The sequence below is a fragment of the Halomonas sp. HNIBRBA4712 genome (assembly GCF_043558675.1).
Classification (GTDB): domain Bacteria; phylum Pseudomonadota; class Gammaproteobacteria; order Pseudomonadales; family Halomonadaceae; genus Vreelandella.
The window spans coordinates 17324-32764 of the sequence record NZ_JBIFXR010000002.1; the positions used below are offsets into that span (position 1 = coordinate 17324).

13 protein-coding genes are annotated in these 15441 nt (G+C 62.4%); 12 read left to right on the forward strand and 1 reads right to left on the reverse strand.

Going from position 1 to position 15441, the window contains the following annotated elements:
- Positions 1-88: 88 nt before the first annotated feature.
- Both rhlB and dinG read left to right on the forward strand, forming a co-directional pair.
- A complete protein-coding gene (rhlB, locus tag ACGK9R_RS04500; RefSeq protein ID WP_394578641.1) occupies positions 89-1363 on the forward strand; it encodes an ATP-dependent RNA helicase RhlB in 1275 nt (424 codons plus the stop codon).
- 5 nt (positions 1364-1368) lie between these two features.
- Positions 1369-3498 carry an ATP-dependent DNA helicase DinG gene (gene dinG, locus ACGK9R_RS04505; protein WP_394578643.1) on the forward strand — a complete coding sequence of 710 codons (2130 nt, stop codon included), beginning with the start codon at positions 1369-1371 and terminating at the stop codon, positions 3496-3498.
- A 62-nt stretch (positions 3499-3560) separates the two neighbouring features.
- Here dinG and ACGK9R_RS04510 read toward each other — a convergent pair whose 3' ends face one another.
- Positions 3561-4631 carry a 3-deoxy-7-phosphoheptulonate synthase gene (locus ACGK9R_RS04510; RefSeq protein ID WP_394578645.1) on the reverse strand — a complete coding sequence of 357 codons (1071 nt, stop codon included), beginning with the start codon at positions 4629-4631 and terminating at the stop codon, positions 3561-3563.
- 366 nt (positions 4632-4997) lie between these two features.
- Between ACGK9R_RS04510 and rpoE the strand changes: the two genes are divergently transcribed.
- The 10 genes from rpoE to pdxJ all read left to right on the forward strand — a co-directional run bounded on the left by rpoE (position 4998) and on the right by pdxJ (position 15440).
- Positions 4998-5597: an RNA polymerase sigma factor RpoE gene (gene rpoE, locus ACGK9R_RS04515; RefSeq protein WP_394578647.1), complete on the forward strand. Its 600-nt coding sequence runs from the start codon at positions 4998-5000 to the stop codon at positions 5595-5597.
- A gap of 264 nt (positions 5598-5861) precedes the next feature.
- Positions 5862-6617, forward strand: coding sequence for a sigma-E factor negative regulatory protein (locus tag ACGK9R_RS04520; protein ID WP_394578648.1), 756 nt, complete (start codon positions 5862-5864; stop codon positions 6615-6617).
- Positions 6618-6700: 83 nt separating this feature from the next.
- Positions 6701-7693, forward strand: a complete 993-nt coding sequence (locus tag ACGK9R_RS04525) for a MucB/RseB C-terminal domain-containing protein (protein WP_394578651.1) — start codon at positions 6701-6703, stop codon at positions 7691-7693.
- Positions 7694-7851: 158 nt separating this feature from the next.
- A complete protein-coding gene (locus ACGK9R_RS04530; protein ID WP_394578653.1) occupies positions 7852-9264 on the forward strand; it encodes a DegQ family serine endoprotease in 1413 nt (470 codons plus the stop codon).
- Between the two features lie 271 nt (positions 9265-9535).
- A complete protein-coding gene (gene lepA / locus ACGK9R_RS04535; RefSeq protein ID WP_394578655.1) occupies positions 9536-11350 on the forward strand; it encodes a translation elongation factor 4 in 1815 nt (604 codons plus the stop codon).
- 15 nt (positions 11351-11365) lie between these two features.
- The gene (lepB, locus tag ACGK9R_RS04540; RefSeq protein ID WP_394578657.1) at positions 11366-12169 is read left to right on the forward strand and encodes a signal peptidase I; all 804 of its coding nucleotides are present in this window, start codon (positions 11366-11368) and stop codon (positions 12167-12169) included.
- Positions 12170-12209: 40 nt separating this feature from the next.
- Complete coding sequence (gene rnc / locus ACGK9R_RS04545) at positions 12210-12905, forward strand: ribonuclease III (protein ID WP_394578659.1); 696 nt, start codon at positions 12210-12212, stop codon at positions 12903-12905.
- Entirely contained in the window at positions 12902-13801 is a 900-nt protein-coding gene (era, locus tag ACGK9R_RS04550; RefSeq protein WP_394578661.1) for a GTPase Era, read from the forward strand. Before rnc ends, era begins: the two co-directional genes overlap by 4 nt.
- Positions 13802-13854: 53 nt before the next feature.
- The gene (gene recO / locus ACGK9R_RS04555) at positions 13855-14562 is read left to right on the forward strand and encodes a DNA repair protein RecO (protein WP_394578663.1); all 708 of its coding nucleotides are present in this window, start codon (positions 13855-13857) and stop codon (positions 14560-14562) included.
- Positions 14563-14624: 62 nt separating this feature from the next.
- Positions 14625-15440 (forward strand): pyridoxine 5'-phosphate synthase, encoded by an 816-nt coding sequence (pdxJ, locus tag ACGK9R_RS04560; RefSeq protein WP_394578665.1) that lies wholly within the window; start codon positions 14625-14627, stop codon positions 15438-15440.
- Position 15441: the final 1 nt, after the last annotated feature.

A 15441-nucleotide genomic window follows, 5' to 3' on the forward strand; every position in this document is an offset into this window, starting at 1 on the left:
AGCGTGCAACGCTCCAATGCTTGTGCCTGTGATACACTACGCGCGTCGTGATGCCTAACATCCACCGTAATGGACAGATAGAAAGCCTATGAGCGAGTCGGAACAGACCACAGCATCGGCCCAGAACCGCAAGCCCAAGCGTCGCCGCCGCAAGCCGCGTCGTCGTCAGTCCGGCTGGGACCTTCGCCAGTTTCAGGTGCCCGCCGTGGCCGGCAAGTGGCGCTTTCATGATTTCGATTTGCCGCTGCCGTTGATGCGCGCCATCCACGCTCAGGGCTTCGAGTACTGCACGCCCATTCAGGCCGAGGCGCTGCGCCAGACCCTGCTGGGCGGCGATATCGTGGGCAAGGCCCAGACCGGCACCGGCAAGACCGCGGCGTTTTTGATGTCGGTGCTCGCCTATTTTCTCGAAGAGCCCACGCCCAACGCCCAGAAGCCCGGCGCGCCGCGGGCGCTGATCATCGCGCCCACCCGCGAGCTTGCGCTGCAGATCGAGAAGGATGCCAGGGCGCTTGCGCGCTTCACCGACCTTAACGTTGCCAGCGTCGTTGGCGGCATGGAGTACCAGGCCCAGCGCGAAAGCGTCAGCGAGAAGGTCGATATCCTCGTGGCCACGCCCGGGCGGCTGCTCGATTTTCATCAAAAGCGCGACATCGACCTTTCCGAGGTCGAGGTGCTGGTACTCGACGAAGCCGATCGTATGCTCTCGATGGGGTTCATTCCCGACGTCAAGCGCATCATTCGTTACACGCCAAAAAAAGAGGAGCGCCAGACGTTTCTGTTTTCGGCCACCTTCACCGACGACATTCTCAATCTTGCCAGCCAGTGGACGCAAACCCCGGCCCACGTCGAGATCGAGGTCACCGTCGAGAACCAGGCGGACATTGACCAGCGCGTCTATCTCGTCTCCGATGAGGAGAAGCAGCGCCTGCTGGTGAAGCTGCTCGAACAGGAAAGCTTCGAGCGCGTGATGGTGTTCGGCAATCGCCGCGACCTGGTACGCAAGCTCCACTCGGCCCTGAGAAAAGCCGGTGTCAGCGTGGCGATGCTCTCCGGCGACGTGCCGCAGAACCAGCGTATCAAGACGCTTGAAGAGTTCCGCGAAGGCGCGATCCAGGTACTGGTCGCCACCGACGTCGCCGGTCGCGGTATTCACATCGAAGACGTGAGCCACGTAATCAACTACACGCTGCCGGAAGACCCGGAGGACTACGTTCACCGTATTGGGCGTACCGGTCGCGCTGGCGCCAAGGGCGTGTCGATCAGCTTCGTTGGTGAAGAGGACGCCTTTTCGCTGCCGGAAATCGAACGCTACATCGGCGACAAGCTGCCCTGCGAGCATCCGCCGGAAGGCCTCTTGTAATCCCGATGCTGGACGACGATCTCAAGGCGAGCATTCAGACGGCGTATCGCCAGGTGGTGGAGAATCTGTCGCTGACCCCGCGCTACGGCCAGCGGCTGATGATCGCCGAAATCGCCCGCACCCTGGGCGACATCAAGGTCGACAGCGAAGGTAAGCGAACCAGCGACGAGCACGTCTGCGTGCTGGAAGCGGGCACCGGTACCGGCAAGACGCTGGCCTATTTGATCTCGGCGCTACCGGTAGCCAAGGCCCGCGGCAAGCGCCTGATCGTCTCCACCGCCACCGTGGCGCTTCAGGAGCAGGTGCTCAATCAGGACCTGCCGGCGCTGGCTGAGCACAGCGGGCTTTCGTTCAAGTACGCCCTGGCCAAGGGGCGCGGGCGCTACGTCTGTGTGGCGCGCCTGGACCAGGCGCTCGAAGGCGTCGAGCCCAATCCGACGCTTTCACTGTTCGAGCAGTCGCTGGCCGAGCAGGGCAGCGACTTCACGGTGCTCGCCACCGATATGGCGGAAGCCTACGGCAGCGGCCGCTGGGAAGGGGATCGCGATAACTGGCCCACGACCATCGAGGATGGTCACTGGCGCCGGCTAACCGTGGACCATCGCCAGTGCACCGGCCGGCGCTGCGGCCATTTCGGCGCCTGCGCGTTCTTTCGCTCGCGTCGCGAGCTCGAAAACGCCGATATCATTGTGGCCAACCACGATCTGGTGCTGGCGGACCTGGCCCTTGGCGGCGGCGCAATCCTGCCGGACCCGGCGGAGTGCATCTTCGTCTTCGACGAGGGCCACCACCTGCCGGACAAGGCGCTTTCCCACTTTGCCCACCGCTTCGCCGTCAACGGCTGCCTGCGCTGGCTCGGTACGCTGAAGTCGAGTTTGAGCGAGCTCAACACGGGCCTTGGCGTTCAGCCGACCATCGCGCGGCTGCTGGCGGGGCTGCCGGAGCTTTTGCGCGGGCTCGAGCCGGCGTTGGGCGACGTGTATAGCCTCGGCCATCAGCTGGCCGGGCGCGAACGCGGCATCGGTGATGATGAGAGCCAGCATCAGTTTCGTTTCGAGAAGGGGCAGCTGCCCGAGGCGCTCAGGGAGCAGGCGAGCCAGCTGGTGACCCAGTTCGCCACGCTGTCGCGCACGCTCGAAAGCATAAGCGACATCCTGCGCGAGACCCTGGACCCGGACAAGCAGACCGGGCTTGCGCGCGAGCAGGCCGAAAGCTGGCTGCCCCTGGTCGCGCTACTGCACGGGAGAAGCCTGGACGCCCACGCACTGTGGCACAGCATGAGCGAGCAGGACGCGCCGAACGTCCCGCCCAGCGCCCGCTGGATCAGCCTTTACCGGGTCGGGGGCGAGGCAGAGATCGAGTTTTCGGCAAGCCCGGTATCGGCGGCGCATACCTTGGCCAAACATTTGTGGGGGCGCTGCCACGGGGCGGTGGTGACCTCGGCCACGCTCACCGCGCTTGGCCGTTTCGAGCGGCTTCAGGAGCGCGCCGGGCTTGCCAATCGCTACCGCTACCAGGCGCTGCCGAGCCCCTTTGACTACGCCAACGCGGTGCTCAAGGTGCCACGAGAGGCCGTCGATCCGAGCGACCGTGAAGGCCACGAGCGCGCGATCGTCGAGTTCGTAAGCAAGCTTGGCGCGCGCGAGGCGGCGCTGGTGCTGTTCTCTTCTCGCGCTCAGCTGCGGGCCGTTGACAAGGCGCTGCCGGCTGACGTTCGCGAGCGCGTGCTCGCCCAGGACGCGCTGCCCAAACGCGAGCTGATCGAGCGCCACCGCGCAGCGGTGGACCGCCGCGAAGGCAGCATCATCTTTGGTCTGGCAAGCTTTGCCGAAGGCATCGACTTGCCCGGCCACTACCTGACCCACGTGGTGATCACGCGGCTGCCTTTCGCGGTACCGGACGACCCGGTGGGCGCCACGCTTGCCGAGTGGATCGAAAGCCAGGGCGGTAATCCGTTCATGCGCATCAGCGTACCGGACGCGTCGATCAAGCTGGTTCAGGCCTGCGGCCGGCTGATTCGCAAGGAGAGCGACGAGGGCACCATTACGCTGCTCGACCGGCGCGTGATCACCCGGCGCTACGGTCAGGCGCTGCTCGATGCGCTGCCGCCGTTTCGCCGCGAGATCAGCGCCTAGCCCGCTGCACACAAGAACGCCCCGCGATGGCGGGGCGTTCTTGTATCTACTGGCCGTCCGGCTCAGCCGCGCTTGGCAAGCACCGGGGCAAGTTTGGCGTTCATTCTCTTGAGTGCATCTTCGGTGGTATCCCAGTCGATGCAGGCGTCGGTGATCGAGACGCCGTAGGCGAGCTTGCTCAGGTCACTGGTCAATTTCTGATTGCCCCAGCCCAGATTCGACTCGACCATTAGCCCGATGATCGAGGTGTTGCCCTCGAGAATCTGGTTGGTGACGTTTTCGAGCACCAGCGGCTGGAGCGCCGCGTCCTTATTGGAGTTGGCGTGGGAGCAGTCGATCATGATGTTGGCCGAAAGCTTTGCTTTACTCAGCTCTTTCTCGGCCAGTGCGACGCTAACGCTATCGTAGTTGGGCTTGCCGTTGCCGCCGCGCAGCACCACGTGGCCGTAGGCGTTGCCGCGGGTGCGGATGATCGCCACCTGGCCTGCCTGATTGATGCCGAGGAAGTTATGCGGGTTGGCCACGGACTCCAGCGCGTTGATGGCGACATCGAGGCTGCCGTCGGTGCCGTTCTTGAAGCCGACCGGGCAGGAGAGGCCCGAGGCCATCTCGCGGTGGGTCTGGGATTCGGTGGTGCGCGCACCGATCGCCGACCAGCTGATGCAGTCCTGCAGGTACTGCGGTGAAATCGGGTCGAGCGCTTCGGTGGCCAGGGGTAGGCCGAGCTCAGCAAGTTCTACCAGCAGTTTGCGCGCAATGTGAAGCCCCTCGTCGATCTCGAAGGAGTCGTTCAAGTGCGGGTCGTTGATCAATCCTTTCCAACCCACAGTGGTGCGCGGCTTCTCGAAGTAGACCCGCATCACGATGTAGAGAGAATCGCTGACCTCGTCGGCAAGTTTTTTGAGTTTGCGCGCGTAGTCGAGCGCGGCGTCGACATCGTGGATCGAACACGGCCCTACGACCATCAAAAGGCGCGGGTCGCTGCCGTCCAGAATGTTCTGAATGACGCGGCGGCCTTCGATGACGGTTTTTTCCGCTTGCTCGGTAAGGGGAACGGCGGCTTTCAACGCGTCCGGCGTGGTCAAGACGTCCTGAGCTAGAACGTTGAGATTGTTAACCTCTTGATCTGACATGATGCTTCCTGTGCAGTGCGGCTTGGGCGAAAGTGGGCACTACTATGGCGCGTAAACACAGCAAAAATCAATTGTTACGGAACCGGCCTGGAACAAGTGCTGTCTGCTCATGGGTTTATTCGACCGGGCTTGCTTGATGCGTGGGGGATAACGCGTAACATTAGGCAGGTTTTCAGGTTAAAGTGACACTACACGGTAAAAACATGCACTGCGGCCCGGGTTCGAGCGGGCCGAAAAATGATGATTTGGTTAACGGTTTATCAATTTTGCCCAAGGGACGCTATGTTGCATGCTGTTAATGCCCGCCTGAAAGGGCGTCAAGAGTCGGGGTTCGGCACGGCGTGTTCGAGCAGGGGGAGTATGTGAATGGGCACTCGTGAAACGGATCAGCAGCTTGTCGAGCGTGCCCAGAAAGGCGATTTACGTGCTTTTGATCTGCTGGTAAAGAAGTACCAGCACAAGATTATCGGTTTGATTGGGCGCTACGTGCACGACCATGCCGAAGTTCAGGATGTGGCCCAGGAAGCGTTCATAAAAGCGTACCGGGCGCTGGGCAAGTTTCGCGCGGAGAGTGCTTTTTACACCTGGATGTATCGGATCGCCATCAATACGGCGAAAAACCATCTGGTGTCGCGCGGTCGGCGCCCGCCGGGAAGCGATCTGGACATCGTCGACGCGGAAGTGCTCGACCAGAGCGGGCGACTGGCGGATAGCGAATCACCCGAGGCGTCGATCGCGCGTGATCAGCTCGAGGCGGCGGTGTTCGAGGCGATCGAAAAACTGCCCGACGATCTGCGTACCGCGATTACTCTCCGCGAACTCGACGGGCTGGCCTATGAAGATATTGCCCAGGTCATGCAATGCCCGGTGGGAACGGTCCGCTCGCGCATTTTTCGCGCCCGTGAAGCGGTGGACGAGCACATCCGCCCCCTGGTAAGCACCGCACGTAACAGCCGCGACGATTGAGCGTCGGGAATACAGGTGTAAGCGACAATTTGATTTTTTAGTGAACTGTCAGAGGCGATAGACGTCATAGAGCTTGACCGGATTGACCCGATTGAAAAGACCAATATGAAAAGATCAGTACGGCGCATCGTGGAAAACGCTACTCAATGAATTTGCTGAACGCGATGCGCGTAAAACTCAAGTGTTGGCCTGTGAATACGCTCGCGGCCAAACATGTCAATGTTGGCTCGTGGCGTTCTATCAACACAGCGTGAGGGTGTAAGTATGAGTTTGAATACACGGGAATCGCTTTCGGCACTCATGGATGGCGAAAGCGACGAGCTTGAACTTCGCCGAGTGCTCAAGTCGCTGCCGCAAGAGGCAGATGCCGCCAGCGCATGGCGCCGCTATCACTTGGCGCGCAGCATGATGCAGCGCGAACGTTCGATCGACGTCAGTGCCGACCTTTCTGCCGGTATCATGGCGCGACTGGCCGATGAGCCTGCTCCCGTACTCGAAGAGAGCGCAAGCTCGAAAAGCGTGGGCTCGCTGACCAAACCCGGGCGGGTCTCCTTTGCTCGCGGCGCAGGCGTGGCGGCGGCCGTTTCGTTGATGGTCGTGACCGGCGTGCAGTTCTTCAATAGCGATACGTCTTCCACCGGTGTTCAGGGTACTTCTGGCCTGGCGGCGGCGCCTTCAACGGGCACCGGCGCTCAGGTACAGCCGGTGAGCCTCTCTGGTGACGCCATGGCGTCGGCTGAAATGCCGATGTTCGAGCCAACCGCGTTTCGAATGAACAGCCAGTCTGGCCGCAGTGGCTTCATGAACGTCAGCGAGACGAGCGGCTTCAACGCTGCGCCGGCGGTTTCCAATGCAGCGCAGTCGTTCTCGGCACCGAGTGCAGCGATCGACCCCGATCAGATCAATTTGCTGCAGACCTACCTTGAGCAGCACGCTCAGGGCGCCGCAGCGGGCAGCGGTGACAGCTGGATGCCGCTGATGCGCTCCTCTTCCATCGTCGAGCCTCTGGGCCAGCGCTGAGAAGTGAATCAGATCATCAAAGCGTGCAGTGACGGGTGGCAATGAGTGTGAGCGGACATAAAACTGCAGGGCGCCAGCGAGGCGTGGTTGGATCGGCCATCGTATCGCTGGCGCTACTTCCCCTAATGGCGCAAGGCGCCAGTGAAGTTTCGGACAGTTCAACGGCGCAGGCCTCGACCCAGGATGAGATATCGACCTGCGATACGCCGCAGCTGACCGAAGTTCCCGAAACGATCGACGAGTGGCTGGTCCGCAGTATGCTGGCCAGCCACTGTTTCGAGTACCAGGCGCGGGCGGTGTCGATCAACGGTATCGGGGTTCGCACGCTGGCGCTTTCCCATCGCGTACAAGACGGTGTTCGCCAGCAGGTGGTTCAACACCTGGATGGCCCCTCGATCAGCGTCGAGCGACGTTCCCCGGCGGGTAAACTAGCCTGGGTACTGCCGGATCAGGAGGGCTTCGATATCGAGGCGACGCCGCGCGCCTGGGCGGATCATGTCGAAGCCTATTACGACGTGACGCTGGAAAACGAAGAGCGCGTAGCGGGGCGCGTTGCCGTGCGACTGCGCTTCGATCCCCATGACGAGCATCGCTACGCCCACACCTGGTGGGTGGATGAGGAGACCGGGCTTTTGCTCAAGCACGAGCTCAGCGATGCCCAGTCCCGCGTGGTCGAAACCTTCCAGATGACCCAGCTTCAGTCTCCAGCGCTTTATGATGGTCCGCTGCTTGATGAAGAAAGTCTGCCCGTGGCGCCGTCGCCGGAGTGGCAGGTCGGCTGGCTGCCCGATGGGTTCGTTGCCCAGCCGGCGGAAATCACCGGTGAAAACTTTCTGGCTCAGCGCTTTTACAGCGACGGCTTGGCTTCGGTGAGCGTTTTTGCCGCACCGGCCGAAGACGACGCCCTCGAGTCCGGCGCCTACACGCTTGGCGTTTCAGGTATCGCCGTCGAGCTGATCGAACGCGGCGATGAGCGCTGGCAGCTCATTGCCATTGGCGAGCTGCCGGCGGATCAGGTGCGGCGTATCGTCCAATCCATCGATCTCGACGACGCCCAGGCATCCTCCCGGGGCTGAGCGCGGCGAGCGGTGCGGCCCATGGAAAATAAAAAAACGATACTGTTAGCAGACGAACGGAACGTTTGGCCGGAATGTGGGTCGTTAATCTGCTTACTGGCTCTTCGAGCCGGTTTCCTTCCATGGCTTGATCGTTGTTTGATTAGGAGCTTTACCTCATGAGGCGTTCGGTTGTTTCCTACTCACTATGGCTGTGTCTTACAGCGCTACTGATGCTGGGCCAAACCGCCCAGGCCCAGAATCTTCCCGACTTTACCCAGCTGGTCGAGCAGGCCGCCCCCGGGGTGGTCAATATATCGACCAGCCGCACCGTTCAGCGCAGCGGCCCGGACATTCGTGGCTTCGGCGGGCAGGACATTCCGGAAATCTTTCGCCACTTCTTTGGCGATAATTTCCCCACGCCGCCCGGGCAGGGCGGGCGCGAGCGTAGCGAAGAGCGCCAGTCTCTGGGCTCGGGTTTCGTCATCAGCGCCGATGGCTACGTGATGACCAACGCCCACGTGGTACAGGACGCCGATGAAATTCTGGTGCGCCTGAACGACCGCCGCGAGCTGCCCGCCGAGCTGATCGGTAGCGACCAGCAGACCGATGTGGCGCTTTTGAAGATCGATGCCAACAATCTGCCGGTATTGAACCTCGGCAACTCCGATGATCTCAAGGTAGGCGAATGGGTCGCAGCGATCGGCTCGCCCTTTGGGTTCGACCACTCGGTGACCGCAGGCATCGTTAGCGCCATCAACCGCACGCTGCCCAGCGACGCCTACGTTCCCTTCATCCAGACCGACGTAGCGATCAACCCGGGTAACTCCGGCGGGCCGCTGTTCAACCTGGATGGCGAAGTAATTGGCATCAACTCGCAGATATTCACCCGTAGCGGCGGCTTCATGGGGCTCTCCTTCGCCATTCCGATCAACGTTGCCATGAACGTGGCCGATCAGCTGCGTGAAGACGGTCACGTCAACCGCGGCTGGCTTGGCGTGATGATCCAGCCAGTATCTCGTGACCTGGCCGAATCCTTCGGCATGGAAAACGCGATCGGCGCGCTGATCGCCGATCTGGACCCGGAGGGCCCGGCGGCGGAAGGTGGCCTTCAAGCGGGGGATGTGATCATCGCCGTCAACGGTGAAGAGGTCGACCGCTCGAGCACGCTGCCGCGCCTTATTGGCCGGGTCGCGCCGGGAAGCGACGTGTCGCTCTCGGTGATTCGCGATGGCGAAGAAGTCGAAGAAACCGTGGAGCTGGGTAGCTGGCCGGAGTCAGAGCAGGCCGGCGCCGAGCGTGGCGCCAACGACCAGGCGCGGCTGGGCGTCAGCGTCGGTGAAGTAAGCGACGAGCTCAAGGAGCGCCTGAGCATCGATGGCGGCGTGGAAGTACGCCAGGTCGAGTCGGGTAGCGTTGCCGCCGAGGCAGGCATCATGCCTGGCGACATTCTGGTCAGCGTCGATCATCGCAGTGTCTCCACCGCCGACGAGCTCGCCGGGATCGTCGAGGAGCTGCCGAGCGACCGCGCCATTCCGGTACGTCTGTATCGCGAAGGCCGCTCGTTGTTTATCGCGCTGCGCCTTGAGTAATCCGCGTTTGACGCGACCATTGCACGCCCGCGGAAGAGGGCACGCATAGGGATAGCGTAGGAGCTAGAAGCGCCCCGGTTTTTACCGGGGCGTTTTGTATTCAGGGCGCTATCTGCTTGACGCTATTGGGCGAGCCGCCGTGGCAAGCGCAATGAGCATGGCACCCGCGTCTTGCTAACGGTACAATGCAACGAATTTTTTCATTGCACGTCGGCCCGCCGATTTCGATGGCGGTACACAAAGGCGTACAACTCCCGGATTACATAGCGTAATGTCATCAGAAAACACCAGCAAAATTAAACACATTCGCAACTTTTCCATTATCGCGCACATCGACCACGGCAAGTCCACGCTGTCGGATCGCCTGATTCAAACCTGCGGTGGTTTGACCGATCGCGAGCTCAAGGAGCAGGTGCTCGACTCGATGGACATCGAGCGCGAGCGTGGTATCACCATCAAGGCGCAGTCGGTGACGCTGGATTACACCGCCGCCGATGGCAACGTCTACCAGCTCAACTTCATCGATACCCCCGGCCACGTCGACTTCTCCTACGAGGTGTCGCGCTCGCTTTACGCCTGTGAAGGCGCGCTACTGGTGGTCGACGCCGCCCAGGGCGTCGAAGCGCAGTCGGTGGCCAACTGCTATACCGCCATCGAGCAGGGCCTTGAAGTGCTGCCCGTGCTGAACAAGATCGACCTGCCCCAGGCCGATCCGGACCGCGTCAGTCAGGAGATCGAAGAGATCATCGGGCTCGATGCCACCGACGCCTGCCAGGTCTCGGCCAAGAGCGGCATCGGTATCGACGCGCTGCTCGAGCGGCTGGTACGTGACATTCCACCGCCCAAGGGCGACCCGGAAGCGCCGCTTCAGGCGCTGATCATCGACTCCTGGTTCGATAACTACCTGGGCGTCGTATCGCTGGTGCGCCTTTTCGACGGCACGCTCAAGAAGGGCGACAAGATTCGCATCAAGTCGACCGGGCGCGACTGGAGTACCTCGGAAGTGGGGATTTTCACTCCGCACCGCACGGAGACCGGTATTCTGCGCGCCGGTGAAGTGGGCTTCATCGTCGCCGGTATCAAGGAGATTCACGGCGCGCCGGTCGGTGACACCATCACCCATACCAAATCGCCGGACGTCGCGAGGCTGCCGGGCTTTCAGAAGGTCAAACCCCAGGTCTACGCCGGCATGTTCCCGGTCAGCGCCGACGACTACGAGGATTTCCGTGACGCGCTGGAAAAACTCGCCCTCAACGACGCCTCCCTCGACTATGAGCCGGAAAACTCCGACGCGCTGGGCTTCGGCTTTCGCGTCGGCTTTCTCGGCACGCTGCACATGGAGATCGTCCAGGAGCGGCTCGAGCGCGAGTACGATCTCGATCTTCTGACCACCGCGCCCACGGTGGTCTATGAGCTGGCGCTCAAACGCGGCGAGACCGTTTACGTCTCCAACCCGTCAAAGCTACCCGACATGGCAGATGTCGACGAGATGCGCGAGCCGGTGGTGCGGGCGAGTATCCTCGTGCCCCAGGAGTTCGTGGGCAACGTCATCACCGAATGTGAGCTGCGCCGCGGCACCCAGCTCGACATGCAGTTTTTGGGTAACCAGATCCAGCTCACCTACGAGCTTCCGATGTCGGAAGTGGTGATGGACTTCTTCGATCGGTTGAAGTCGATCTCCAAGGGTTACGCCTCGCTCGAGTACAACTTCGAGCGCTTCGAGGCAGCCAAGCTCGTGCGTCTGGACGTGCTGATCAACGGCGACAAGGTCGATGCGCTGGCGGTGATCATCCACCGCGACCACGCGCATTCGCGCGGGCGGCTGCTGGTCGAGAAGATGCGCGAGCTGATTCCGCGGCAGATGTTCGATGTCGCCATTCAGGCGGCGATCGGCGGCCAGGTGGTGGCGCGCTCGACGGTCAAGGCGCTGCGCAAGAACGTGACCGCCAAGTGTTACGGCGGCGACGTCAGCCGTAAGAAGAAACTGCTGGAAAAACAGAAAGCGGGCAAGAAACGGATGAAGCAGGTGGGGCGTGTCGAAATTCCCCAGGATGCCTTCCTTGCGGTACTCAAGGTCAACGACTAGGACGACGACACCCTCATGGATTTCTCATTACTACTGGTACTGGCGGTCGCGATCACCGGCGTTATTTATCTGCTCGACGCGCTCTGGTTTCGCCCGCGGCGTAAAAAGCGCGTCATCGCGGCTCACGAGGCCTCCCAGGGCACGCTGGACCCGGCCACGCGGGAGAAGCTCGAAAAGGAGCCCTGGCCAATCGACTACTCGCGTTCGCTTTTTCCGGTGCTGCTGGTCGTGCTGGTGGTGAGAAGCTTCATCGTCGAGCCGTTTCAAATCCCCTCGGGCTCGATGCGACCGACGCTCGAGGTCGGCGATTTCATCCTGGTCAACAAGTTTGCCTACGGGCTGCGCCTGCCGGTAGTGCACGAGCGCTTCGTCGAGATCGGCGAGCCCGAACGCGGCGAGGTAATGGTCTTTCGTTTCCCCGACGAGCCGTCGGTGAACTTCATCAAGCGCGTGGTGGGGCTGCCCGGTGATCGTATCCGCTACGAAGGCAAGCAGCTCTACATCAACGGCGAGCCGGTGGCCAAGACGCTGGTCGAAGAGGGCCCCGCGGGCTCACCCCAGCAGCTATTATTGAATGAGCGGTTGGGGAGCGTGAGTCACGCCATCTACAACAACCCTCGTGATCCGGGGCCGCAAATGGGTGAAGTGATCGTGCCCGAAGGCGAGTACTTCATGATGGGCGACAACCGCGATCAGTCCAACGACAGCCGCTACTGGGGCTTCGTACCTGAAGAAAACATTGTCGGGCGCGCCTTTGCGGTCTGGATGCACTGGGATGGTGGACTGCCGAGCTTTTCGAGCGTAAGGCGGATCGAATGAGCCGTCTCCCCAAGGTCAACGTCGCAGACGTAGGAGCACCGTGAGTAATTCCCTGAACGCCTTTTGCCGACGAATCGGCTACCGCTTTAGCGATGAGACGCTGCTGGAGCTTGCCATGACCCATCGAAGCTTCGGTGGGCGCAATAACGAGCGCCTGGAGTTTCTGGGTGACTCGATTGTCAATTTCGTGATCGCCGAGGCGCTTTTCCAGCGCTTCCCCCAGGCCCGCGAGGGTCAGCTTTCGCGCCTGCGCGCTCGCCTGGTCAAGGGTCAGACGCTGGCGGAGCTGGCCCGCGAGATGGCTTTCGGCGAGTGTTTGCGGCTGGGCTCCGGCGAGATGAAAAGCGGCGGCCACCGGCGCGAGTCGATTCTCGCCGACGCCGTCGAGGCGGTGATCGGCGCAATCTATCTCGACGCCGGCATGGACGCGGTGCGCGAGCGCGTGATGGCCTGGTACGCCGAGCGCCTGGAGAGCACCTCGCTGCAGGACACCCAGAAGGACCCCAAGACCCGGTTGCAGGAGTTCTTGCAGTCACGCCAGGCGGCGCTGCCGCGCTACGACGTGGTCTCCGTCAAGGGTGAGGCTCACGCTCAGACCTTTACCGTCGAGTGCTATATCGATCTACTCAGCGAGCATACGACCGGTAAGGGCCCCAGCCGCCGTCACGCCGAACAGCAAGCCGCCGAGCAGGCGCTCATTCATCTCGAAAAAAATCCAGGAGATTCCTCCTCATGAGTCAAACCTGCGGCTTCGTGGCCATCGTAGGCCGGCCCAACGTGGGCAAATCGACCCTGATGAACCGTATCCTCGGTCAGAAGGTGTCGATCACGTCGCGCCGCCCGCAAACCACGCGCCACCAGGTGATGGGTATCAAGACCGTCGACGACACCCAGTTCATCTATGTCGACACCCCGGGCATGCACATCATGTCGAAGGATCGCAATAAGGCGATCAACCGCTTCATGAACCAGGCCGCCACCCAGGCGCTGCGCGACGTCGACTGCGTGGTGTTCATCATCGACCGTACCCGCTGGACCGACGAGGATCAGGCGGTGTTGAAGCGTCTGGAGCATGTGCAGGCGCCGGTGGTGCTCGCGGTCAACAAGGTCGACCGTTTGCAGGAGAAGGCGTCGCTGCTGCCCTGGCTTGCCGAAGTCGGCGCTCGGCGCGAGTTCGCCGCGGTGATCCCGATCTCCGCCAAGCACGGCACCCAGGTCGATGCGCTCGAGGAAGAAGTCGCCAAACACCTGCCCGAAGGTATCCACTACTTCCCGGAAGATCAGATCACCGACAAGAGCCTGCGCTTCATGGCCGCGGAGCTCGTACGCGAAAAGGTGATGCGCCAGCTCGGCGACGAGTTGCCCTATCAGATGACCGTCGAGATCGAGGAGTTTCGCGAAACTGAACGCGTGACCCATATCAGCGCGCTGATTCTGGTCGAGCGCCAGGGGCAGAAGGTGATTCTGATCGGCGAGAACGGCGAACGCATCAAGAGTATCGGCCGCGAAGCGCGCCTGGACATGGAGCGCACCCTCGGCACCAAGGTGATGCTGAACCTGTGGGTCAAGGTCAAGCGCGGCTGGTCCGACGACGACCGTGCGCTGAAGAGCCTGGGCTACGATCTCGATTGAGTCCATTCTCTTGAGCCCACTCGATTGAGCCCACTTTCTTGAACAGAGCCGCCATGGCCGAACCCGCCTTTCTGCTGCATCGGCGCCCCTACCGTGAAACCAGCGCGCTGGTGGATCTGTTGACGCTCCATCACGGGCGCATTCGCGCGGTGGCCCACGGCGGTCAGCGCCCGGGGTCGAAATCCCGCCAGCGGCTGCAGCCGTTCACGCCGCTGTTCGTTGCCTGGCGCGGCGATCACGAATTGAAGCGCCTGACCCTGATGGAGTCGCGCGGGCAAACGGCGCTTTTGGTCGGCGAGGGGCTTCTCTGCGGGCTCTATGCCAACGAAATCGCCACGCGCCTGCTGCCACTGGAGCTTGCCGCCGACGAAGCGTTCGCTTTCTATAGCGCGCTGCTCGAGGCGCTGCCCAGACCGGAGGGGCGGGCGCTGGCGCTGCGCCGCTTCGAATGGGCGCTTCTGGAGGCGCTCGAGGCAACGCCGCGCTTCACCACCCCGGAAGGCGACGCGCTGGACCCTGAGGGGCGCTACCGCTTCGATGCCCAAAGCCGCGCCTTTGTAGCGTTTGATCGCGGCATCGAAGGGCGGGCGCTGCGCCTGCTCGACCAGGGCGACTGGACCCCGCCCGGCCTTGCCGGAGCGCTCAAGGCGGTCATGCGCGCAGCGCTCGCCCCGCAGCTCGGCACCAGGCCGCTACGCTCGCGCGAGCTGATGGTCGATCTCGCCCGGCGGCGCGCCCGACTACCCGGCAGCGAGCAGTAAGATCACGGCAGCCGCATTTTTCGAACCCGTTTCATACAGACTATCTGATATTGGAGAGCGCCATGCACCCCCCGCGGATTCTACTCGGTGTCAATATCGACCACATCGCCACGCTCCGTCAGGCCCGCGGTACGCGCTACCCGGACCCGGTTCAGGCGGCGCTCTTGGCCGAAGAAGCCGGTGCCGACGGCATTACCGTGCACCTGCGCGAAGACCGCCGCCACATCCAGCCCCGCGATGTGCGCCTTCTAAGCGAGGTGCTCAATACGCGCATGAATCTTGAAATGGCGGTGACCGAGGAGATGCTTGCGCTTGCCGAAGAGTTAGTGCCCGCCCACGTCTGCCTGGTGCCGGAGAAGCGCGAAGAGCTCACCACCGAAGGCGGGCTCGACGTGATCGGCGGGTTCGATCAGATCAAGACCGCCTGCGAGCGCCTCGCCCGTGCCGGCTGCGACGTGTCGCTGTTCATCGACCCGGAGATCGAGCAGATCGACGCCGCCCACCGCGCCGGCGCCCCGACCATCGAGCTGCACACCGGCGCCTTCGCCGAGGCGGTCATGGGATCCGCCGCGGCCAATGACGAGTACGCCCGGCTCAACGCCGCGGCGCTTCACGCTCTCGATCTAGGGCTCGTGGTCAACGCCGGCCACGGGCTTCACTACCACAACGCCGAGGCGATCGCCGCGCTGCCCGGGCTCAACGAGCTCAATATCGGTCACGCGATCATTGCCCGCGCGCTGTTCGTCGGGCTCAAGGAGGCGGTGGCCGAGATGAAGCGGCTGATCGTCGCCGGTCAGGAAGCCGGGCTGATGGCGGCGCTCGATCAGCACGACCACGACCACGCCCATGACGCCGGCGGCAGCTGCTGCGGGCACTGAG

What these genes read in the sequence shown, in the direction of transcription:
- rhlB (WP_394578641.1), top strand. Translation starts at nt 89, where the DNA reads ATGAGCGAGTCGGAACAGACCACAGCATCGGCCCAGAACCGCAAGCCC.
- dinG (WP_394578643.1), top strand. Translation starts at nt 1,369, where the DNA reads ATGCTGGACGACGATCTCAAGGCGAGCATTCAGACGGCGTATCGCCAG.
- ACGK9R_RS04510 (WP_394578645.1), bottom strand. Translation starts at nt 4,631, where the DNA reads ATGTCAGATCAAGAGGTTAACAATCTCAACGTTCTAGCTCAGGACGTC.
- rpoE (WP_394578647.1), top strand. Translation starts at nt 4,998, where the DNA reads ATGGGCACTCGTGAAACGGATCAGCAGCTTGTCGAGCGTGCCCAGAAA.
- ACGK9R_RS04520 (WP_394578648.1), top strand. Translation starts at nt 5,862, where the DNA reads ATGAGTTTGAATACACGGGAATCGCTTTCGGCACTCATGGATGGCGAA.
- ACGK9R_RS04530 (WP_394578653.1), top strand. Translation starts at nt 7,852, where the DNA reads ATGAGGCGTTCGGTTGTTTCCTACTCACTATGGCTGTGTCTTACAGCG.
- lepA (WP_394578655.1), top strand. Translation starts at nt 9,536, where the DNA reads ATGTCATCAGAAAACACCAGCAAAATTAAACACATTCGCAACTTTTCC.
- lepB (WP_394578657.1), top strand. Translation starts at nt 11,366, where the DNA reads ATGGATTTCTCATTACTACTGGTACTGGCGGTCGCGATCACCGGCGTT.
- era (WP_394578661.1), top strand. Translation starts at nt 12,902, where the DNA reads ATGAGTCAAACCTGCGGCTTCGTGGCCATCGTAGGCCGGCCCAACGTG.
- recO (WP_394578663.1), top strand. Translation starts at nt 13,855, where the DNA reads ATGGCCGAACCCGCCTTTCTGCTGCATCGGCGCCCCTACCGTGAAACC.
- pdxJ (WP_394578665.1), top strand. Translation starts at nt 14,625, where the DNA reads ATGCACCCCCCGCGGATTCTACTCGGTGTCAATATCGACCACATCGCC.